General features: G+C 47.4%; 22 protein-coding genes. 13 read left to right on the plus strand and 9 right to left on the minus strand.

What is annotated here, in order from left to right; all coding sequences use genetic code 11:
• Positions 1-16 precede the first annotated feature (16 nt).
• Together C558_RS0122655 and C558_RS0122660 are read left to right on the plus strand one after the other, a co-directional pair.
• Entirely contained in the window at positions 17-1219 is a 1203-nt protein-coding gene (locus C558_RS0122655; protein ID WP_018758597.1) for a copper amine oxidase N-terminal domain-containing protein, read from the plus strand.
• A 184-nt stretch (positions 1220-1403) separates the two neighbouring features.
• On the plus strand, positions 1404-2192 hold the full coding sequence (locus C558_RS0122660; protein ID WP_018758598.1) for a nucleotidyltransferase domain-containing protein: 789 nt from the start codon (positions 1404-1406) through the stop codon (positions 2190-2192).
• 80 nt (positions 2193-2272) lie between these two features.
• On the opposite strand, the gene C558_RS0122665 is transcribed toward C558_RS0122660, so the two are convergent.
• Together C558_RS0122665 and C558_RS0122670 are read right to left on the minus strand one after the other, a co-directional pair.
• Positions 2273-2572: a DivIVA domain-containing protein gene (locus C558_RS0122665; protein WP_018758599.1), complete on the minus strand. Its 300-nt coding sequence runs from the start codon at positions 2570-2572 to the stop codon at positions 2273-2275.
• A 190-nt stretch (positions 2573-2762) separates the two neighbouring features.
• Positions 2763-3521 carry a Crp/Fnr family transcriptional regulator gene (locus tag C558_RS0122670; protein WP_245583860.1) on the minus strand — a complete coding sequence of 253 codons (759 nt, stop codon included), beginning with the start codon at positions 3519-3521 and terminating at the stop codon, positions 2763-2765.
• A 67-nt stretch (positions 3522-3588) separates the two neighbouring features.
• Here C558_RS0122670 and C558_RS0122675 point away from each other — a divergent pair, with 67 nt between their 5' ends.
• Entirely contained in the window at positions 3589-4872 is a 1284-nt protein-coding gene (locus C558_RS0122675; protein ID WP_026264083.1) for an NCS2 family permease, read from the plus strand.
• A gap of 114 nt (positions 4873-4986) precedes the next feature.
• On the opposite strand, the gene C558_RS0122680 is transcribed toward C558_RS0122675, so the two are convergent.
• Complete coding sequence (locus C558_RS0122680) at positions 4987-5967, minus strand: aromatic ring-hydroxylating oxygenase subunit alpha (protein WP_018758602.1); 981 nt, start codon at positions 5965-5967, stop codon at positions 4987-4989.
• 268 nt (positions 5968-6235) lie between these two features.
• Here C558_RS0122680 and C558_RS0122685 point away from each other — a divergent pair, with 268 nt between their 5' ends.
• On the plus strand, positions 6236-7585 hold the full coding sequence (locus C558_RS0122685) for a uracil-xanthine permease family protein (RefSeq protein ID WP_018758603.1): 1350 nt from the start codon (positions 6236-6238) through the stop codon (positions 7583-7585).
• 311 nt (positions 7586-7896) lie between these two features.
• Positions 7897-8382, plus strand: coding sequence for a hypothetical protein (locus tag C558_RS0122695; RefSeq protein ID WP_018758605.1), 486 nt, complete (start codon positions 7897-7899; stop codon positions 8380-8382).
• On the opposite strand, the gene C558_RS0122700 is transcribed toward C558_RS0122695, so the two are convergent.
• A complete protein-coding gene (locus tag C558_RS0122700; protein WP_018758606.1) occupies positions 8349-8777 on the minus strand; it encodes a threonine/serine exporter family protein in 429 nt (142 codons plus the stop codon). The genes C558_RS0122695 and C558_RS0122700 overlap by 34 nt on opposite strands.
• Before the next feature lie 26 nt (positions 8778-8803).
• A complete protein-coding gene (locus tag C558_RS0122705) occupies positions 8804-9562 on the minus strand; it encodes a threonine/serine exporter family protein (protein WP_018758607.1) in 759 nt (252 codons plus the stop codon).
• 213 nt (positions 9563-9775) lie between these two features.
• Here C558_RS0122705 and rnhA point away from each other — a divergent pair, with 213 nt between their 5' ends.
• Positions 9776-10435, plus strand: coding sequence for a ribonuclease H (gene rnhA / locus C558_RS0122710; RefSeq protein ID WP_018758608.1), 660 nt, complete (start codon positions 9776-9778; stop codon positions 10433-10435).
• 44 nt (positions 10436-10479) lie between these two features.
• On the opposite strand, the gene C558_RS0122715 is transcribed toward rnhA, so the two are convergent.
• From C558_RS0122715 to C558_RS0122725, 3 genes are read right to left on the minus strand one after another with little or no spacing between them, the layout of a single operon-like run.
• A complete protein-coding gene (locus C558_RS0122715; protein WP_018758609.1) occupies positions 10480-11424 on the minus strand; it encodes a serine hydrolase domain-containing protein in 945 nt (314 codons plus the stop codon).
• Entirely contained in the window at positions 11421-12101 is a 681-nt protein-coding gene (locus tag C558_RS0122720; protein WP_018758610.1) for a DNA alkylation repair protein, read from the minus strand. Before C558_RS0122720 ends, C558_RS0122715 begins: the two co-directional genes overlap by 4 nt.
• A gap of 46 nt (positions 12102-12147) precedes the next feature.
• Positions 12148-13332, minus strand: a complete 1185-nt coding sequence (locus C558_RS0122725; RefSeq protein WP_018758611.1) for a MalY/PatB family protein — start codon at positions 13330-13332, stop codon at positions 12148-12150.
• A 173-nt stretch (positions 13333-13505) separates the two neighbouring features.
• Here C558_RS0122725 and C558_RS0122730 point away from each other — a divergent pair, with 173 nt between their 5' ends.
• The 5 genes from C558_RS0122730 to C558_RS0122750 all read left to right on the plus strand — a co-directional run bounded on the left by C558_RS0122730 (position 13506) and on the right by C558_RS0122750 (position 17213).
• Positions 13506-13721, plus strand: coding sequence for a hypothetical protein (locus tag C558_RS0122730; protein WP_018758612.1), 216 nt, complete (start codon positions 13506-13508; stop codon positions 13719-13721).
• Positions 13722-13889: 168 nt separating this feature from the next.
• Complete coding sequence (locus tag C558_RS0122735) at positions 13890-14528, plus strand: nitroreductase family protein (RefSeq protein ID WP_018758613.1); 639 nt, start codon at positions 13890-13892, stop codon at positions 14526-14528.
• Positions 14529-14555: 27 nt separating this feature from the next.
• Complete coding sequence (locus C558_RS0122740; RefSeq protein WP_018758614.1) at positions 14556-15506, plus strand: ring-cleaving dioxygenase; 951 nt, start codon at positions 14556-14558, stop codon at positions 15504-15506.
• Positions 15503-16114, plus strand: coding sequence for an alpha/beta hydrolase (locus C558_RS0122745; protein WP_018758615.1), 612 nt, complete (start codon positions 15503-15505; stop codon positions 16112-16114). Before C558_RS0122740 ends, C558_RS0122745 begins: the two co-directional genes overlap by 4 nt.
• Positions 16115-16268: 154 nt before the next feature.
• Positions 16269-17213 (plus strand): hypothetical protein, encoded by a 945-nt coding sequence (locus C558_RS0122750; protein WP_018758616.1) that lies wholly within the window; start codon positions 16269-16271, stop codon positions 17211-17213.
• On the opposite strand, the gene C558_RS0122755 is transcribed toward C558_RS0122750, so the two are convergent.
• On the minus strand, positions 17207-18190 hold the full coding sequence (locus C558_RS0122755) for a DMT family transporter (protein ID WP_018758617.1): 984 nt from the start codon (positions 18188-18190) through the stop codon (positions 17207-17209). The two genes, C558_RS0122750 and C558_RS0122755, sit on opposite strands and share 7 nt — an antisense overlap.
• Positions 18191-18379: 189 nt before the next feature.
• On the opposite strand from C558_RS0122755, the gene C558_RS0122760 reads away from it, so the two are divergent.
• Positions 18380-19738, plus strand: a complete 1359-nt coding sequence (locus C558_RS0122760; RefSeq protein WP_018758618.1) for an aminotransferase-like domain-containing protein — start codon at positions 18380-18382, stop codon at positions 19736-19738.
• Positions 19739-19804: 66 nt separating this feature from the next.
• The gene (locus tag C558_RS0122765) at positions 19805-20767 is read left to right on the plus strand and encodes a Gfo/Idh/MocA family protein (protein ID WP_018758619.1); all 963 of its coding nucleotides are present in this window, start codon (positions 19805-19807) and stop codon (positions 20765-20767) included.
• The last annotated feature ends 11 nt before the right edge of the window (positions 20768-20778 follow it).

Genomic DNA, 20778 nt, shown 5'->3' on the forward strand with positions numbered 1-20778 from the left:
TTGGAGGTTTTATTTCATGCATCATAAAAGAAAAATGTCTTCTCGTATTCTTACGGCGGCTCTAATCGCGGCTATGGCCTTATCGGTACCGGTAGCGGCTTCTGCGGCTGGGGCGACGCAAGCGAATAAGCAAGTCTCAAGTGGGATTAAGGTCGTATTGAACGATGTCGAATTTCAACCGAAATCGGCTCCTTTTATCGAGAATGGAGTGCTCTATATGCCGCTACGGGATACAGGGGAGTTGCTCGGTACAATCGTGTTCTGGAACTCGACGACCAAGGTCATAACCATGACGTATCCGGATCAGTTCGTCAAGCTGAATTATGGATCGACGCAGGCGACGGTCAACGGGAAGCCGGTACAATTGACGGCTCAGCTGCGGTTGGTAGATGGAAGGATGTACGTTCCGCTTCGTTTCTTCTCGGAAGCCATTGGAGCCGGCGTGGCTTGGAGTCCATCGACGAGTAAGGTAACCATTACGAAATCCAATGATTTTGTGAAATATGAAGCAGGCAGTTGGATGAATCGCAAGACGGGGGATCTCTATTACGCGTATCCCTACGAGCAACCACCGATTTATCTCGGTAAGATTAAGCTGGATCATCCTCTTCAAGGGAACGTATCCATCGACACGATGAGCGTCAATTCGGGGGCTCGGATCATTACCGTCGTGGATAATTACGGTGAGCCGCATGTGAACTATGATGTGTATAGCGTACTTCTATTTAACAAAAAAATTGTAACGCAGAAGAAAGCGAGCTATTTCCAGCGTTATGATGGTAACGTAAGAAATTATCAAACACTTGACTCGAAAGCGGAAAAGTGGATTGAGCATTTGTTGATGACCGATGGCAAGATTTTGAGCGTGTATAATGATCAAGGCCAACTTGTCCAAGAATACGATCTGCCGAAGCTTGCTGGACAAGATGATGTATATACGATTAAAGGGATCGAAGATGATTACTTGCTTGTTCGGCCGAACAAGACAGGACTGCTGACGTTGATTGATCTGAATGATCATTCCGTTGTCGTGCTGTGCGACAAGCTGCTCACCGGCCAAGAGCTGGATTACGCGCACAATAATGATGTACCATATCGTGGAGATGATTTGCAATATCACAGCGAATCAACGGACGGGAATCTGATTTATTTCACGCATTACAGCCCGTTTGACGGGAAGCATCATCTGTTGACCTATCATCGGAAAAGCGTAAATTAATCTGCAAATTCAAGAAGTATCCACGGCAGTGGAAGAAATATCGGAATCAGCGATACCCGTTCCAACGTGCAATCAACAGCAATTCATAGGCATAGCCGAATCAGCCGGATCGTTGATTCGGCTATGTCCGTTTTTGTTATTTTATCGTGAGAATCGTAATTTTCTAATCAGAGGAGGTGCAGTCATGTCAGCTATTCAATCGATCATACAACAAGAGCTTCATAACATTGAACAAGAGGAGAATGTACGCATTCTATATGCTTGTGAGTCGGGAAGTCGTGCGTGGGGTTTTCCCTCCCAGGATAGCGATTATGACGTCCGATTCATTTACATTCGTCCAGTGGACTGGTACTTATCTATCTTCGATAAGCGAGATGTGATCGAACGTCCGATTAATGATCTGTTGGATATTAACGGATGGGATCTCAAGAAGGCGTTGAACTTATTCCGCAAATCGAACCCTCCGCTGCTCGAATGGCTTCAGTCGCCGATTCTCTACTTGGAGAAGTACACCATCGCAGAGCAAATCCGGCGCATTTCGCCGCTAACCTTTTCCCCGAAATCCTGTATGTATCACTATCTGAATATGGCGAAAGGAAATTATCGGGATTATTTACAAGGTGATCAGGTGAAAATTAAGAAATATTTCTACGTGCTGCGTCCGATTCTGGCCTGTGCGTGGATTGAGCACTATAATGAAATGCCGCCTATGCAGTTCGATGTACTCGTGGAACGACTGATTCCTGAGGGTGGGGAGTTAAGAGAGGTTATTCAAGAGTTATTAAGGCGTAAAAAAACAGGCGACGAACTCGACTTCGAGCCTCGGATTCATCCCATCAATACGTTTTTGGAGGAGCAAATCAATGATTTCGAGCAAAAAGCAGCCGGGTTAAAAGCAGTGGAAGGAGCACAGGATGCTGAGCTTGATGTCCTATTTCGCGCTGCTCTAGCGGAAGTGTGGAACGAGGGTTAATGAAATGGCTTATCAAATAGGGTACTAAAAAAGCAGACATCATCTCAATGCCTGCTTTTCTTTAATCTGGGGATCCTGCATTAACCTTTTGTCTTACCCCAGCAAAACATTTCAAGCTCACGAACACGCTGCAGAAGATCGTCGGTATTGGATATCTCCACGTTTGCTGCATTTTGCATATCATAGATATGTTTCTGCATTTCCTTAAAAAGCCTTGCGAATAGTTCGTAATCCTTAATAATCTCATCGAGGTAAGCATCCACTTCCTCTTCATTGTACCCGCGCAGGGAACGGCTGAAATCCTTATTATGAATTTCTTGCGCATTAAGTTTGATGCCCATTTCTTCGAGGGTTTTCATTTTTCCAAATCCGTTAGCCACGTTATATCACCTTTCTTATCCATATTCGCAAGCACAGCATGGAGAGGTGCTTACAAATGAAATGTTCCTAATTTCCAATGCATGGTTATTCTGTGAACGGGTTAGCCTAACTTTTATGAACCAAATCACATTCTAAATGTTATCGGTCTAACTGCATTGTCAGCTTTTCTTTTGTTATAGTCATTACAGGTTATTCCAATACGGTGCCGTGCTGCCATTTGCGAAGCGCAGGAACTTCTTCGGTCTCCTGACAAATCCGCTCGAGGTGGTTCAGATCTAACACATAAATATATTTCTGCCTAATCTCGATAATTCCTTCATGCTGCAGATCATTGAGTGTCTTCGAGATCGACTCGCGTGTAATTCCTACCATGCTTGCAAGCAGCGAGTGATTGATTTTCATATCAATCTTGTAAGCGATATCATCTTTTTCTTGTTCACCAAAATTATAATAAAGGTCCATGATCAAATTTGCAATTTTGGTGCGGACATCACAGAACGTTAAGTAGCGAATGGTACGATTTAATACACGGACGCGTGCGAACATAATATCATAAGCTCGACGTAGGATGGGAGGATAACGATCCACAAGATCAAGGAAATCCTTCTTCGCAATTTGCCATGCCGCAACCGGCTCCAATGCTTCAATGGTCGCAATACGGTGACTATCACCAGTTAATGCCTCGGCTTCGCCGATGACGTCGCCTGGGAATTGAATACCCATGATGACTTCTTTGCCTTCTTGACCTCGGTATACTTTAACCTTGCCGGACCTCAGGATAAAGATACTATCGCTCTGGTCATTTTCGAACATGAATACATGATTCTTCTTATATTGACGCTCTCGGAGCAGAGGAATAATCTGTTGCAATTCATCGATTGGAATATCAGAGAAGATCGGGACTTGATTAATTTCGATCATGTGTACCAATCCTTTCACGATGGTCATTCTTCTTTATTGTAACATGATTCGACAAGATTCAAAAATTACTGGCAGCATGGATGGGGGATCATCATTGAACTCAAGATTAGGACGTATATTTCAAATTGATAATCAGCAGACCAGTATCCGGACGGAGATGCTCGCGGGGCTGACGTCATTCATTACAATCGCATATATTATTGCCGTCAACGGGGCGATTCTGAGCAATGCGGGCATGCCGTATGAAGCAGCGACGATCGCGACGGTATTCTCTGCGCTTATTGGATGTATGCTGATGGCCTTCTGGGCGAAGTCACCGCTAATTCTTGCGCCGGGGATGGGGGATAATGCATTTTTCGTCTTCACATTAGTGTTCTCCTTCGGTCTGACCTGGCAGCAGGCGCTTGCCGCCGTTCTGATCGCAGGGATTGTTTTCTTTATTGTCAGTATGACGAAAGGCGCGGTCTATTTATCCAAGAAGATTCCAAGCTCCATGATTCATGCGATGACAGCTGGAATCGGTCTATTTATAGGCTTTCTCGGATTGAAAAATGGAGGCGTGATCGTCGCGAGCGAAGGGACCTTTGTTACACTAGCTAGTTTGCGTGACCCACATGCATTGACGACGCTTTTAACTTTGATCATTGTTGTTCCCTTATTTTTACGTGGCGTTCGTGGAAACTTTTTGATTGGGATTATTGCTGGTACGATCATTGGCATTTTGTTAGGGATCGTGGATTTCTCCCGAATGGGCAGTTTCAAATTCTCGATGGCTGGGTATGATGAAGTATTCTTTGCATTTGATTTTAGCCAAATCCATTCCTTTCAATTCTGGATTGCTGTGTTCTCTTTATCGATGGTCATTATTTTTGCGAATATGGGTGCACAGCTCGGTATGCTGCCGGACGCATCGAAGTTCAGACGTTCTTTTCAAGCGAATTCCTTATCGATTATTGCGGCTTCAATGCTCGGCTGCAGTCCAACAACGACAGCGGCAGAAGGGGCTGCAGGGATTGCTGCCGGTGGCCGTTCCGGCTTAACACCGTTCGTAACCGGACTATTGTTCATTCCAGCGTTGTTCTTGATTCCGATTCTGAAAATCATCCCGAGCAGCGCCATTGCACCAGTACTGATTATTGTTGGCTGCTTGATGATTCAAGGGATGAGGCATGTGAAGCTCGATGACTTTACCGATGCATTCCCCGCCTATCTGATGATTGCGGTCATGCCGTTAACCTTCAGTATCGTGAATGGCATCGCATTTGGCTTTATTGCCTATCCGCTCGTGAAGATTGTGAGTGGGCGACGGGCTGAGGTCTCTGGTGCGATGTATGTGATTGCAGCGTTGTTCTTGGTTTATTTTATATTAGGCGCGTAATCCTCGCAGTGAGTGGACGGAAGTACAAACAATGCTGTGCAACCTAAGTTAAGTGCTGAATAGATGAAAAAGCTGACCCTGAAATGACAGGTGCCAGCTTTTTTTGACGTAGAATTATGCCGTGCCCCATACGAGGCCAGTATCTTTCAAGTAGCGACGGTAAGCGATGCTCATCCGGTCGCAAGCGAGTGAGAGCTCTGCTTGGAGATCGAGCGGAAGATCTTCCGGCTTCTGATTCTCAACAATAGGCTTGTCCTGCGCGAAAATAACGTCTTGGAACGCCGCGATTTCGCTATCCGACAAGTCCATGGGATAGTTAAAGGACAAGATGCCATAAGCAATCGTCGTCTCTGTATCCTTCGGAGACACGGTAAGAATAATCGACATTTTGTTGCCTTGCTCTTTGTCGCGTTTCGTGAATTTCACCGTCATTGGACGAAGAATTTCATACGTGTAATAGACGTTTTTGGCTTGACCGGAACCGTCCGGATCAGGTTGGAATACTTCAATTTCCTCGGAACGAATGGACTGTTCGTCATGAATCACGTGATAGTCTCCGATCACGGTATGCGTAGATACGCCGAGGTAACCTTCGTGCACAACGGCCAAATGACCAACATCAAGGAAGTTCTCGATCACGCGCGGCGGCTTCGCTTCAACCGTCGTTGATCCCCACATCACATTGCGATACGAATCGTCCGCCCATTCTGGAAGTGCGAACATCGGAGCAGCTTGTTCGCTGTCGAGGCATACCCACACCAGACCATATTCTTCTTTACAAGCATATTTGTAAGTACGAGCTTTACCTGGAATAGCACGATCAGCTGGAAGCTGTGGGATTTTGACGCAAGCGCCGCTGCCATCATATTCCCACGCATGGTAAGGACATACGAGGTTGCCATCACGTACACAGCCGAGAGATAGCTTCGCTCCGCGGTGAATACACAAGTCTTTGAACGCATGTACGCCTTCCTCATTCCGGAACAACACGACACGTTCTCCCATCAGCATCACGCCAAGTGGTTTCTCCTGCAATTCATCCGTTCGACATGCTACAAGCCACTCACGCCGTAATACCGCATCTTCAATGATCATGATTTCATACTCCTTCGCTCACTCAAAGTTGATAGAATTTAATATTTAATGTCACTATTTCGCGATTAAAACGTTTATATGGTACATATTATCAAAATAAATCAGGTTATTCAATATAAAGACGAACATTGATTTTGTTGTAATTATTTAATGTACGTATTTAGGGCTGTACAAATCGAAAAGTGTCGCCTATAATCGGAATTATGATTTTTGTCATATTGTGTCGAGTGTCAAAAAAGTTTTGCCATAAAAGAGAGGATGGTATTCGTTGGAACAGCAGCAGCCAAACAAACCGCAGCTTATCGTCGGAGTGAATGAGAAGATTGGCCCCGTCAAAGCGCTCTTGTTAGGATTACAGCACGTATTAGCGATGGATTTGTATATCGCGCCGATCATTATTGCAGGGATTTTATCATTAAGTAACAGCAATGCTTCCTTCTTTATTCAAATGTGTTTCTTTGCGACAGGGATCGCAACATTGATTCAGACGGGGATCGGACTGCGCTTGCCGGTTGTCCAAGGACCATCCTACGTACCGATCGCTGCAATTGGTGCCATTGGCAGTAAACTTGGCATGGGCGCAATGGCCGGAAGCTTGCTTCCAGGCGCATTGATCGTCATGCTGCTCGGCCTTCCACTCAAATGGTTCGCCAAAGCTGTTCGTAAATTCATTCCGCCGCTTGTCGGGGGAACGGTTATCCTGATTGTTGGTATTGGCCTGATGCCTGTCGGCTTAGGGAATGTATACGGGCATGGGCAGGGAGAACTGAGCACGAATGTTCTAATCGGTGCTGTCTCGGCGACTGTACTTGTTGTTTGTATTCTTCTTGGACGTAAAGCGAAAGGGCTAGGAACATTCTTCCGCCTGATTTCGGTTATCGTTGCGATTGTCGCCGGCATCATCACCGCATCGTTGTTCGGCGTAGTCGATTTCTCACCTGTGAAAGATGCCGCTTGGTTCTCTTTCCCGAAACTGTTCCCTTTTGGAGCACCTGTGTTTGATATTAGTGCCATTCTTACGATGGTATTCGTATATTTCATCGTCTTGATTGAGACGACGGGTACATGGTTCGTTATTTCTTCCGTTACAGGTGAGGATCTGTCGAACGAGCGTCTGAACCGCGCATCTTTTGGTGAAGGTCTTGGATGTTTTGTCGGTTCGTTGTTTGGCGGAACGCCAATGACGGGTTATTCTTCGAACGCTGGCTTGATCGCAATTACGGGTGTAGGCAGCCGGATGGCGATTATGGCGGGCGGCGGTATCCTTGTTTTGCTCGGACTGATGCCGAAACTGTCTGCATTGATTACTTGTATTCCTGAACCTGTGATTAACGGCATCTTCTGTATTGTCTGTGTCGCGATTGTCATTAATGGTCTGAAAGTTATCCAACACGTCGTGCTCGATGATCGCAATATGATGGTGATTGGTATCCCGGTATTGTTAACGATTGCGATTACAGTGCTTCCGAAAGGCGCAACGGACGGATTGCCTGATTTCGTAAATTATGTTCTATCTTCGGGTCTGACGGTAGGTGCGCTTGCGGCGGTATTGTTGAATCTTCTGATTCCGGATCACAAAGAGAAAGCAGCGATTGCATCAAACCAGGAAGTTGCTTAAATATAGAAAGGCTTGGCGTAGGGGCCAAGCCTTTTTTGTGTTTAGGTGGGTGGGGGAGTGGCGGGAAAGTAGCTCGCGTGTGCGAAATAACTGCAAAAAGGCAGCTAATGGTGGGCGAGTGCTGCGCGTGAGCGAAATAGCTGCAAAAAAGCAGTTAATCGGCGGGAAAGTAGCACGCGTGTGAGAAATAACTGCAAAAAAGCAGTTAAATGGCGGGAAAGTTGCACGCTTGGGCGAAATAACTACAAAAATGCAGCTAATGGGCTGTAAAGCTGCCCGCTTGGGCGAATTAACTGCAAAAGTGCAGCTAAATGACCGTGAAAGCCGCACACTCGGGTGAAATAACTGCAAAAATGCAGTTAAATGGCTGGAAAGTCGCACACGCGGGCGAAATAACTGCAAAAGTGCAGTTAAATGGCTGGAAAGCCGCACGCGTGGGTGAAATAACTGCAAAAGTGCAGCTAAATAGTGGGGAAGTTGCACGCTCGGACGAATTAACTGCTAAAGTGCAGTTAAATGGAGGGAAAGTTGCAGGTTTGGACGAAATAACTGCAAAAATGCAGTTAAATGGCGGGAAGGTTGCACGCTCGGACGAATTAACTGCAGAAGTGCAGTTAAATGGCTGGAAAGCTGCCCACTTGGACGAAATAACTGCAAATGTGCAGGTATTTCGCCGAACCAGCCCAAACGACCCGCATCAAATAAAAACGCCCAACAAGCAAATTTATTGCTTACTGGGCATTTTCATTAATGCAGCTAGCCTTCAGATCCGACTCCCCACCTTGCGCAGCATCTGATTCAGCACCTCAGCAAGCACAAGGCCAATCGCAATCGCTCCAGAAATGAAGAAGGCTTGCGCAGCGAGCTGCAGCGCGACATTGTAGTCATTCTCGACGAAATGGCGCATCGCATCGTAGGCCATGCCGCCGGGCACGAGGGGGATCATTCCCGATACGCTGAAGATAATGACGGGCGTCTTATACATCCGCGCGAACACAATACTAGTCGCTCCGACGACGAATGTCGCAGCGAACGTTGCTAGAACGGTGCTGTAGCTTCCGTTCAGTAAAATATAGACAGCCCAGCTGACCATGCCGACAAGGCCGCATTGCGGCAGCGAACGTCTTGGGGCATTGAAGATCACGCTGAAGGCGGAGGAGGCAATAAAACTGGTAATGAGTTGTGCGATCATAGATTGACCTCTTTCGAATGAGTTGGTTAGAGTAAGATGAAGACGAGGGCAATACCTGTTCCAATAGCGAAGGCGGTTAAGAACGCTTCTGCCCCCTTGGAGATCCCTGAGACGAGATGACCGGACATCAGATCACGGACAGCATTCGTAATTAACAGGCCAGGAACGATCGGCATGACCGACCCGATGATGATCTTATCTACTTCATACCCAATTCCAAGCTTGACGATTAAGAATGCGAGTAGTCCGAGCAGAAACGATGCTGAGAATTCCGCGAAGAATTTCACAGCCACGATCCGCTGGAAATAGATGACGGATGCAAGTCCGAGACCTCCGCATAGGACAGCAGGGATGAAATCGTACCAGCCGCCTCGGAACATAATCAGGAAGCAGCCACTGGATATTGCCGCAGCGACGATCTGGAACCAGATCGGATATGTATGTTTATCTTGTTCGATTTCTCGTAGTCGCAGCCGAGCTTCCGGCATCGTGATTGCGCCGCTTGTTAGTGCGCGAGACACATTGTTCACTTCGGCGACTTTGGATAAATCTGTCGTTCGTTCTGTGATTCGGATTAACTTGGCAGGTTCTGCACCATCCGTCGAGAAAATAATGCCCGTCGGCGTGACATAACTATGCGAACGTGGGAGACCAAGCGATGTGGCCATCCGTGTCATCGTATCTTCAACACGGGATGTTTCTGCACCGCTCTGCAGCATAATTTTGCCGGCGAGCAGACAGATTTCGATGGTCTCATATGTTAAATGATCAAGTTTGTCTTCCATGTCATATCCCCTATAATCAAATGATGCAAGAATCATAATTATGATCATTATGGAGAAGAAAATGCCGAATGTAAAGCAGGTTTACCGAAGATTATCATGCTAGTTGCGCACATGAGGCAGACGTGTGAGCAGGGTGTACGTGCACCCCATTTCTTCTGCCGTCCATTTTCCATTATAATAAGGAAATACGAGTAGGGCACGAGGAGGACGAGAATGGCGAAGCAGAAGTATTATGTCGTATGGGCTGGGAAAAAGCCGGGGATTTATAAGACATGGCCGGAGTGCCAAGAGCAGGTCAATCAATTCCCGCAGGCCAAGTATAAATCGTATGAGACCTTAGCGGAAGCGGAGAAAGCCTATCAAGGCGGAGCGAAGTCGTATTGGAATCAAGCCGGATCGAAGGGGAGCGGGGCTGCCAAGACATCGGGATCGCGCAAACCCGCATCCAAAGACGTGCCGCTATCGGAAATCGACTATAACAGCATTTCGGTCGATGTCGGGACACGAGGGAATCCGGGTCCGGTGGAATACAAAGGTGTGGATACACAGACAGGAGATATATTGTTCTCACATGGCCCAATTGCGAAGGGAACGAACAATCTGGGCGAATTCCTTGCGATTGTACATGGTTTGGCCTACCTGAAACAGAAGGACAGCACACAGACAATCTATAGCGATTCGGCAAATGCGCTGAAATGGCTTAAGCAGAAGAAGGTAGCTTCCACGCTTGTTCGCGATGCTTCGACGGAAGAGATCTGGACCCTGGTTGATCGAGCGGAACAGTGGCTTAGGACGAACACTTACAAGAATAAAGTCCTGAAGTGGGAGACGCAGAGCTGGGGCGAAATTCGAGCCGACTATGGGCGGAAGTAAATAAAAAAAGGGCTTGTCCACTGTACAGGAGGACAAGCCTTTTTTCATTTGACAAGCGTAGGAGCAATATACTGCAGGAACACATCGATGGGCGGTTTCCTTTTCTTATGCTTGTCATTGGTAAGGACGGCTACCAGATCATGAGATGGAACAACGATAATATATTGTCCGCCGAATCCGAGGGCGAAGTAATAAGGAACTTCTATCGCTGGTTCTTGCTCGGTCGTGAAAGTAGATACCCACCAATGCCAGCCGTACATGCCTTCGCGCGGTTTACTAACTTGCACACGCGGCAAAGTCGATTGCTCGATCCATGACTCGCTAAGAATCTGCATACCTTGTGATCGACCTTTTTGCAGGTAGAGCTGCCCGAACTTAAGCATATCCCGAGCCTTCATATAGAGGCCGAAGCCTCCCGTGTGAATGCCTTGCGGATCGACTTCCCACTGCCATTCCTCTATACCAAGAGGGTGGAAGAGATGGTGCTTAGCGAATTCTTCAACCGATTGCCCAGAAGCTTGCATGATCATAGCCGCGAGCAGCTGCGAACAGCCGGAATTGTAGATCATTCGCGCACCTGGAGGATCTGACAAAGGTAATGCTAATGTGAAATCTACCCAATTCATCGTCTTTGTCATGCGAGGGAACGAATTTAGTCCACCGAACTCCATCCATTCGAACCCTGCAGTCATCGAGAGTAAATGTTCGATCGTTATACTGCGCTTACGATCATCGGCATCCTGTTCCAGCTGTGGGAAGAAGGGATGGAACGGTGCGTCAGTCCCTGGCAAAATCCCCTGATCGATCGCAATCCCGACGAGTGCGGATAACACACTTTTGGTGCAGGAGTTGATCTTATGCAGTGCGTCTGCTGAGTCGGGTTCCCGATGGTACTCGAACAGCATTTGATCGCCTTTTGTCAAAATACAGCTTCGGAGCGCATGCGTAGTGATCGACTGTTCTATGCGATCTAAGTCAAATAGCTTCATGCGTTCTTTCGCTCAACATGTTTGAGCGCTTCCTTCTGACTTAGCGGCGAGAGGGCAGTCTCCGCTACGAATTTACGCACGGCCGCTTCATTCGTCTTCGAGTATTCTCGAAGAGCCCAGCCAATGGCTTTGCGAATGAAGAATTCCTTCTCTTCCGCACGGCGCCGAATGTATCGGAACAATCGTTCTTCGTCGGTATTCTGCTTATAACTTAACTGATAGAGCAGGGCAGCGCGCTGCAGCCAGAAGTTATCGGATTCAATCCATCGTTCCGTATAGGATGTAATCAGCTCCGGATATTTGGCGAGATGGAATCCAATCAACCGTGAGGAGATCAGATCGACCGTATCCCACCAGGATTTATCTGTAATAAGGTGTTCTAAGACATCGATATGTGCTTGTTCGGCATGCTTCCGGTGTTTCTCGTAGAGAATCATCGCGATATATTGGAACTCTCGTTCAGGCAGTGACCATACTTCACCGGCAACTTGAACAAGTTCTTGGCCTTTAGGCAGTGGATTCGCCTGCATGAACTGGCGTAAATATTGACTTCTTTCTGGCGTTCGAATACCGAGAAAGGGGAATTGATCCCGCATATAAGCTGCCATAGGAATGGCTGCTTTAGCACTCGCGTGAGTTCGGAAATACGCTTCGAGTTGTTCAGAATAGGGATGCATCGGCACGACTCCTTTGTAGGTTTAGAATATCCAGAAGTCCGTTCATTTACCTCTTCGCTAAGGGATAGGCTCTCTGAATTCGTTCAAGTGCTTCTTGCAGCAATGCACGCGGTGTTCCTAAATTGATTCGGATGTAGCCATCACCACCAGGGCCGAACGCCGTACCGAAGCTAACAGTGACGCCAGCTTCCTGCTCAATCCATTGCTTCAATGCCTGCTCATCTCTACTAACCGCACGGCAATCCACCCACAGCAGGTACGTGCCTTCTGGTTCAATGACGACTAACTCTGGCATATGTTCCATAATGAATTGCTTCGCAAATGCAATATTGCCTTGAATGTATGTGCGTAACTCCCCAAGCCATTCATCACAAGCTGTATAAGCAGCTTCGAGTGCCGGGACAGCGAAGAAGGTCGGATCGAATACGCCAGATTGAAGCATGCGCGTCCGGAAGCCTGCACGTAATTCTGCATTCGGAATGATGATGTTCGAAATTTCTAGACCTGCCAGATTGAAAGTTTTGGCTGGAGAGGTGCAGATGATGGAGCGTTGTGCGATCACATCGGACAAGGTGGCAATGACGGTATGCTCATGTCCAACATGTGCGAAATCCGCATGGATTTCATCTGAGACGATAAGTACATCGTACTTCTCGCATAACGCTGCAACACGCTCCAGTTCAGGCCGCGTCCAGACCCGTCCCGTCGGGTTGTGCGGAGAGATGAACAATAGAATTTTGATTCCTTCCTGCATATGGCGTTCCATATCATCAAAATCCATTTCATACCGTCCATTGATAAGCTGAAGCGGACTCTCCACCAAGGTGCGATGATTCAGACGAACTGATCGCGGGATTGGCTGATAGCATGGCGTGTGAACCAAGACCCGATCCGTTTCCTCTGTAAAATGCTGAATGATTAAAGAGACTGCTTGGACGATACGTGGACAGAAGACGATCCATTCTTGTTCTATTTGCCATGAATAGGCGCTGCGCATCCATCGCTTGACCGCATCATAATAAGGTGCGAATAGATTCGTATAGCCGTAAATGCCGTGATCTGCCATGCGTCGAATGGATTTCTGAATGGCTTCGGGCGTCAGCAAATCCATGTCGGCGACGGAAAGAGCGATTTGGTTCTGCCCGAATTGCTGAGCCATGATATCCCACTTATCGCTGTTGGTGCCGAATCGGTTCGTAATCTGATCGAAAGATGAATAAGATGAATTCATAGCGGAAGTACCTCCTGTTGTATCGGTTATATTCTTATTTAAAGGCTTTCTAGAGAAGCAATCAACTATGAAAAGTGTTAATCCTACCTTGGATGAGGCCGAATACATAGTTTTGCCGGAAATGGTCACGCTATCCTTGTAAGCAAAAGCTTGAGAACGAGGAGGAGACAACCATGTCAGATCAGAGTAGAAAAGCTGTTCAAGATGCGATTCAAGCGGATTTCGAGTCGATGAATGCAGCAACATCGGCTAGTGCAGGACTAACATCGATGCAATTTGGGCGTGATGATGTGCAAGAAGGGAATGCGATTCCATCCGCAACACCTGCGGCTCCTGATGCATCGATGCAGCATGCATCCAATGTGATCGAAGACGACGATTATATTTAAAATAAAGGGTTAGGATAAAGGGACGTTTCCACTTTAAACAAGTGCGATAGCGTTTCTTTTTTTATTGTTATTGACTTACTTTTTGTTATATACTATAATCAAGTTATAAATAACAAGTAAATCATGGAACGAAATAATTCATATATTATCCAGTAGGGGGAACATATCATGACTGATTTCATGCAAATAGTGAAAGACCGTAGATCGGCTATGAAATTTAAGCCAGAGGTACATATTACAAGAGAAGAACTCAATGAGATGTTTAATCTCGTCAAATATGCACCGTCGGCGTTTAATTTGCAACATGCACACTATATCGTTATCGATGATGAGGCGCTCAAGAATGGGAAGATCTATGAAGCGGCGAATAAGCAGTATAAGGTCCAATCGGCATCTGCTGCCATTCTGGTACTTGGCGATCTGGAGGCGTACACGCAGGTTGGTGAGCTCAATGAAGGGATGCTTCATCTTGGGGTCATAAATAAGCAAGAATACGATATGACCGTTGAATCGGTGACATCGTTCTATGAAGACCGCGGCGATACCTTTAAGCGTGATGAAGCCATACGTAATGCGAGTTTATCCGCAATGCTGTTCATGTTGATTGCCAAGGAGAAGGGCTGGGATACATGTCCGATGATCGGGTTCGATGCGGAAGCCATAAGAGAAGCACTCAATATCTCAACTCGATATGTACCAGCGATGTTAATCGTCATTGGGCAAGAGCAGGTAGCGGGCCAAAGACCGCGCGGTTACCGCAAGCCGATAGCGGAGTTCGTTAGCTACAATACCGAAATTTCAAAATAAATTATGGTTGGAAAGGGGTAGGGGAACATGTCATTACGAACAGCAGGGATTCATCATATTACGGCGTTTGCTCGGAATCCTCAAGAGAATGTTGATTTCTACGCAGGGATTCTTGGGTTAAGACTTGTGAAGAAGACGATTAACTTTGATGCGCCAGAGGTCTATCATTTGTATTTCGGCGATGAGGCTGGTAATCCGGGTACGATTATCACGTTCTTCCCTTGGCCTGAATCTCGCAGAGGACGGGTTGGCGGAGGACAAGTGGGGAGAACGACATATGTGATTCCGTCAGGCGCTATGGGCTTCTGGGAAGACCGATTGAAACATTTTGGGATTTCGATCTCGACGGCAGAGCGCTTCGGCGAGAAATATCTGCAATTCGCAGATCGAGAAGGCTTGCAGTTGGAGCTCGTTGAACGCGAGGAAGGAAAACGGAGTGCATGGTCATTCGACGGTATTCCGACATCGGCAGCAATCAAAGGCTTCGGCGGGGCTGTGCTGTTCAGCGTGGATTCAGCGCGTACGATGGACGTACTGGAGAATGTGTTGGGGCTAACGAAGGTTGGAGAAGATGTAGGTTATATACGTTATCAAGCAACCGGAGAAATTGGCAACTTAATTGATGTTAGCGCCAATAATGTGGAATGGGGCCATGGCGGCGCAGGTACCGTGCATCATATAGCATGGCGTGCCAAAGACGATGAAGAGCATGCGCAATGGCGGCAGGCTGTCATCCAAGGCGGTTATAAACCGACAGATATTCTTGATCGCCAGTATTTCCATGCGCTGTATTTCCGTGAAGCTGGAGGCATCCTATTCGAGATTGCAACAGATCCTCCAGGCTTCGCACGCGATGAGGATCCGGATGCACTTGGCGAGCAGCTCATGCTACCGCATTGGTTCGAGCCAAGACGAGCGCAGATAGAAGCGAATTTACTTCCAATCGAAGTTCGAAGTTTAGGAGGGGGTCAAGTATGATTCATTTATTCGAGCAGGGCACAGACCCGAATGCACCAACACTTGTACTGTTTCATGGAACAGGCGGCACAGAGCGCGATCTATTACCGCTTGCGAAGCATATTGCACCATCGTCAAGCATCCTCAGTCTTCGAGGGAATGTTCTGGAGAACGGCATGCCTCGTTTCTTCAGACGGTTGGCTGAAGGGGTATTCGATGAAGAGGACCTTATCTTCCGCACGACAGAAGTCTACGAATTCCTAGATCAAGCAGCTGAGCAATATGGATTAGATCGCAGCAATTTCATCGCCGTAGGGTATTCGAACGGTGCGAATATGATTGGCAGCTTGTTGTTCCATTACGCGAACGCTGTCAGAGGCGCTGTTCTGCATCATCCGATGGTTCCACGCCGCGGAGTCGCGTTGCCGAATCTAGAGGGGACCGAAGTCTTCATTGGTGCAGGTACGAATGATCCGATCTGTTCGAAATCCGAATCCGAGGAGCTGGATCAACTCCTGCGTGATGCAGGGGCTTCGGTGACGCTTCACTGGGGAAATGCAGGTCACCAGCTCACTGGAGCAGAGGTAGATGCAGCTGCTTTTTGGTACCAGCAGCACTACGCACAATAACGGTATGAGTTCGCATGTCATTGAAAAGAAACTTAGAATAGCCGTGGTAGATAGCGATGTAGGATCGGCTATCTGTCATGGCTATTTTGCTGGAGCAGGCGGTGAATATCCGCTATACTGGCTAGAGGTTGAATAACGGAAGAGGTTAATACGAATGAAGAGCTATTTATATACGTATGCAGCACATGAAGATGAACAAGCGTTGTGTCAATTGGAACTACGTACATTGTTCAGAGGAGCGAAGATCGGTGCTAAGAGTCTCATCTCATCACGTCTGATTGATCCAAGCCGGAGTCCTTTCATTCATGAACGAATTACAATCGAATACACGGCTCCGACCCTTGACGAGCTGGTTGAGCAGGTTGATTTCCTACAAATCCAGCAGGGAAAATCATTTAAGGTCGTATATTATAAATCAGGTGAGTTTGTATCCTATGATGAGGAGCGGGTGATTGAACGGAAGCTCGGAGCAGCGATCTGCGGCAAGGTGAATATGCGCAATCCAGAGCTTATACTCGGCGTCACGAAGCATACGGAGGGTTGGATACTCGGTGAGTGTATGCAGAGTAAGGCGATCTGGAAGCAACATCAAGATAAGCCTCAGAATTATTCGACGGCACTGAGTACAAGACTTGCGCGTGCCGTCGCTAATATTGCCGTCCCCGAAGTGGAGGGCGTTCGAGTCATAGATCCATGCTGCGGGATTGGGACCGTATTGCTTGAAGCATTATCGATGGGAATCGACATTGTTGGTCGCGATATCAACCCGTTAACGACCCGTGGAGCACGACTGAATCTTGCGCACTTTGGCTACCCGAATGTGGTTACGTTAGGCGATGTGCGGGATATTACGGATCATTATGATACGGCGATCATCGATCTGCCCTATAATCTGTGCTCAAAGCTCTCCGATGAGGAGCGGTTGTCGATGCTGCGCAGTGCGCATCGATTCGCAGATCGCGTCGTATTGATTACAACGGAGCCGATCGACGAATCGGTTGCCCATGCTGGCTTCGATATTGTAGACCGCTGTCAGGTTCACAAAGGTCGATTCGTTCGCGAAGTGCTCGTCGTTCAAGCTCAATCGCAAACTTATTGATTCGCACGTACTTGTGAGGGAGGCGTCACGGCAGGGCTGTTCGTGTTCAGTGATTCTGCTTGCTCTGTCTTACGCTTTCCCCATATGAGTGTACCGATAACGCCGATGATAATCATGACAGACCCGAGCATATCATAGATTGTGATCTGTTCACCGAATACAAGCACCCCGCCAATCATGGTTACGACAGTTGCAAGATTGGAGAATACGCTCATTTTGGAAGCTTCCATTTTGGACAACGTATACGTCTGTAATAACAGCGACATGAGGGAAGAGAGTAATCCTAGATAGAGAATCGCAATCCAGAAGGAGCCGATGGACAAGGGTTGAATCAATTGCTCCATCGTACCGTTCACGCCATGTTGAATCAGTGCCATGGCACCGAAGGCTACGCTGCCGATCGCCATCATGATATAAGTCAGTTCGATCGGACGGAACTGGCCGGTGAGCTTCCGGGCGAATACGCTGTATCCTGAGAAGGATAAGACGGATAAGAACAACAAGATAATCCCCGCAAGATGAGACATATCCAGCTTCGTGCCTTTCATAATAACCACGAACAATACCCCAAATACCGAGAGTACAATGGCTAACTTTTGCTTAAGCGTTGTACGTTCTTTCAGGAAGTATCCCGCGAACAGAACCGTTAAGACGGGCGTAAATGCATAGAGAATACCTCCTTCAGCAGAGGATGCGTGCTGCAATCCGAAGGCTTGAAGCGCGAAGAATAGAGTCGGATACAAGATCGCCATGCCTAGAATCGGACGTAGTGATTTGCCGCGAAGATCGATTTTGATCCACCCGAGCGCAACAGGGATACTAAGAACCAAGAACGACAGGATAAACCGATAGGCTAACGCGGTGAAGGGGTCCGCCGATTGGAGCGCGCTCTTCATGAACAAGAATGATAATCCGATGATGCTAGCGTTGATGACCGCGGATACGACGGCAAGTTTATTGCTTTGTTGTGAATTCATATAAAATTCCTCCTAGAATAAATCCTATGGATTTATTGAAAATGACGATCTTCCTTCTATTCAGTGATAGTGTGAATCGTTATACTGAAGATACGATAATAACTAGAAGCTGACGAGATGGATTTAACTGAATTGTATCGGTACAGTTCCAAGTGGTTCATGATTTTTATATAGAAACGCGGTGTGTTGATGGCTAAATATGTATCCGTACTGACGGATATGGAAGAACGAATTCGCACAGGTCAGTATGTTCCTGGTCACAAGCTCCCCTCGATCCGTGATGCATCCGAGATGTATGGATGCAGTAAGAGCACCATTATTCGTGCCTATGCAGAACTCGAACGTCTACATATCATTTATGCGATGCCGCAGAGTGGATATTATGTGGTAGATCGTCGCGGAGAACAGTGGGATCAAGGGAGGGACAACGACAAGCTAGATTTCTCGTCGGCATCACCAGACCTGCATATTTTCCCGTACCTTGATTTTCAGCATTGTCTAAATCGCGCGATCGACACCTATCAATATCAATTGTTCACGTATGGCGATTCTCAGGGCCTAGAGAGCTTCCGTCATATGCTGGTGAAGCATCTTGCCGATGATCAAGTGTTCACGAAGCTGAATCAGATCGTTGTCACGTCGGGTGTACAGCAAGCGCTGAACATTCTGACCCGCATGCCATTTCCGAATGGCAAATCCGTTATTCTGATTGAGCAGCCAAGCTATGAGATCTATCAGCGGTTCCTAGAGCTGGAAGGCGTGAACGTCGCAGGCATTGCCCGAACAACTCGTGGCCTGGATCTGGACGAGCTGGAGAAGATGTTCAAGCACGGGGATATCAAGTTCTTCTATACGATGCCGAGGTATCAGAACCCGCTGGGGACTTCCTTTACCCTTACAGAACGGAAAGCGATCGTTCGGCTAGCCGAGCGGTATGATGTCTATATTGTCGAAGATGACTATATGGGGGACTTGGGAACCGAGGTTCGGATGAATCCGCTCTATAGCTATGATACGTCTGAACATGTGATTTATTTGAAAAGCTTCTCCAAAGTCATATTCCCGGGGCTTCGAATCGGTGCAGCGGTAGTACCCAAGCTGCTTCATCCGACCTTCGTGCAATATAAGGCCTTTTCTGATGCCGATTCTTCAATTGTCTCTCAAGGGGCACTGGAGATTTACCTCAAGAATGGGATGTTCGACCGGCATAAGCGCAAAATTATACAGCTCTATGCGGATCGGATGAATCGGATGAACCAAGCGCTTACGCAAGTACAAGCATCAGAATGGGTAGAAGTCGCTCCCGTCCAACAAGGCGTGTATATTTCGCTGATGCTGCCGAAAGTCGTCAATATGGATCAGCTGCATACGAAGCTGAAGCGGGCCAACATTATTACGGTACCAAGCAAACATTTCTTTTTGCAAGGTCATACACCTTCTTCCAAATTCCTTCGGCTAAGTATTACTCGTGTTCACGAGGATCGCATTGAAGAAGGTGTACGAGCGATCATGGATGAAGTGAAGCGCACGGGCCGTGGATGGGGATAGAAGGTTACGAGATTTGGGATAGTCGTCATGCATGATGAATTTCAATGAATGGGGAGGAATTGGTCAATGAAGATTGGGATGATCGGAACCGGATGGTTCTCGGAGATGCACTGCAATTTATTAGAGCAAATGGAAGGTGTACATGTTAGCGCTGTATGTGGGACAAGTATGGAGAAGGCTGAGCGCTTGGCAGGAAAATGGCGTAACGTATCGGCTTACGAGAATGTTGAGAATATGCTCGATCAGGAGAAGCTGGATGCCGTCTATATCTGTGTACCTCCATTTGCGCATGGGGAGATGGAGAAGTCAGTTATCGCACGGAACATTCCGTTTTTTATCGAGAAGCCGATTGCGTTAGATGATCAGCTCCCTGCGGAGCTCTACGCACACATTCAGGAGAAATCTCTTATTACTTCGGTAGGCTATCATTTCCGGTATACCGATGCGGCGCAGAGAGCGCTCAAGCTCTTACAGGGTCGAACCGTAGGGATGGCACTCGGTACATGGATGGGAGACATGCCGCGTGTCGGATGGTGGCGCAAGCAGGAGGGCTCTGGTGGCCAATTCCTGGAGCAGACGACGCATATGGTTGATTTACTCCGTTATACGCTGGGTGAAGTGACCGAAGTTTATGCCGCTTATGCGAATCGCGTCATGCATCAGGTCGAGGAAGGCGTTACCGTTGCGGATGTCGGTACCGTGACCTTGAAGCTTGCGAGCGGAGCCGTGGCGAACATCTCGAATACGTGTATTGTGCCGACATCCGGTCAAGTAGGGCTTCATATTTATACTGATCAAGGCGTGATGGAGATTCATTCGAACCAACTTGTAGATCGGACGAAGGGTGAGACGTATACACTTCAGAACCAATCTAATCCGTATGTCCATGAAAATGAAGCGTTCATCCATGCGGTACGCACTGGAGATACCCAGCATATTCGTTCTACCTATCAGGATGCGATCCAATCGCAGCGGATTGCAACGGCAGCTTTACATTCTGCAGCGACTGGTGTTCCAGTTAAATTATAGAAGGCAACATC

The organism is Paenibacillus terrigena DSM 21567, from assembly GCF_000374845.1.
Lineage (GTDB): Bacteria > Bacillota > Bacilli > Paenibacillales > Paenibacillaceae > Paenibacillus_K > Paenibacillus_K terrigena.

What these genes read in the sequence shown, in the direction of transcription:
- C558_RS0122750 (WP_018758616.1), top strand. Translation starts at nt 16,269, where the DNA reads ATGAAGAGCTATTTATATACGTATGCAGCACATGAAGATGAACAAGCG.
- C558_RS0122735 (WP_018758613.1), top strand. Translation starts at nt 13,890, where the DNA reads ATGACTGATTTCATGCAAATAGTGAAAGACCGTAGATCGGCTATGAAA.
- C558_RS0122760 (WP_018758618.1), top strand. Translation starts at nt 18,380, where the DNA reads ATGGCTAAATATGTATCCGTACTGACGGATATGGAAGAACGAATTCGC.
- C558_RS0122725 (WP_018758611.1), bottom strand. Translation starts at nt 13,332, where the DNA reads ATGAATTCATCTTATTCATCTTTCGATCAGATTACGAACCGATTCGGC.
- C558_RS0122695 (WP_018758605.1), top strand. Translation starts at nt 7,897, where the DNA reads ATGACCGTGAAAGCCGCACACTCGGGTGAAATAACTGCAAAAATGCAG.
- C558_RS0122730 (WP_018758612.1), top strand. Translation starts at nt 13,506, where the DNA reads ATGTCAGATCAGAGTAGAAAAGCTGTTCAAGATGCGATTCAAGCGGAT.
- C558_RS0122705 (WP_018758607.1), bottom strand. Translation starts at nt 9,562, where the DNA reads ATGGAAGACAAACTTGATCATTTAACATATGAGACCATCGAAATCTGT.
- rnhA (WP_018758608.1), top strand. Translation starts at nt 9,776, where the DNA reads ATGGCGAAGCAGAAGTATTATGTCGTATGGGCTGGGAAAAAGCCGGGG.
- C558_RS0122720 (WP_018758610.1), bottom strand. Translation starts at nt 12,101, where the DNA reads ATGCATCCCTATTCTGAACAACTCGAAGCGTATTTCCGAACTCACGCG.
- C558_RS0122655 (WP_018758597.1), top strand. Translation starts at nt 17, where the DNA reads ATGCATCATAAAAGAAAAATGTCTTCTCGTATTCTTACGGCGGCTCTA.
- C558_RS0122680 (WP_018758602.1), bottom strand. Translation starts at nt 5,967, where the DNA reads ATGATCATTGAAGATGCGGTATTACGGCGTGAGTGGCTTGTAGCATGT.
- C558_RS0122745 (WP_018758615.1), top strand. Translation starts at nt 15,503, where the DNA reads ATGATTCATTTATTCGAGCAGGGCACAGACCCGAATGCACCAACACTT.
- C558_RS0122700 (WP_018758606.1), bottom strand. Translation starts at nt 8,777, where the DNA reads ATGATCGCACAACTCATTACCAGTTTTATTGCCTCCTCCGCCTTCAGC.
- C558_RS0122740 (WP_018758614.1), top strand. Translation starts at nt 14,556, where the DNA reads ATGTCATTACGAACAGCAGGGATTCATCATATTACGGCGTTTGCTCGG.
- C558_RS0122670 (WP_245583860.1), bottom strand. Translation starts at nt 3,521, where the DNA reads ATGACCATCGTGAAAGGATTGGTACACATGATCGAAATTAATCAAGTC.
- C558_RS0122660 (WP_018758598.1), top strand. Translation starts at nt 1,404, where the DNA reads ATGTCAGCTATTCAATCGATCATACAACAAGAGCTTCATAACATTGAA.
- C558_RS0122765 (WP_018758619.1), top strand. Translation starts at nt 19,805, where the DNA reads ATGAAGATTGGGATGATCGGAACCGGATGGTTCTCGGAGATGCACTGC.
- C558_RS0122715 (WP_018758609.1), bottom strand. Translation starts at nt 11,424, where the DNA reads ATGAAGCTATTTGACTTAGATCGCATAGAACAGTCGATCACTACGCAT.
- C558_RS0122755 (WP_018758617.1), bottom strand. Translation starts at nt 18,190, where the DNA reads ATGAATTCACAACAAAGCAATAAACTTGCCGTCGTATCCGCGGTCATC.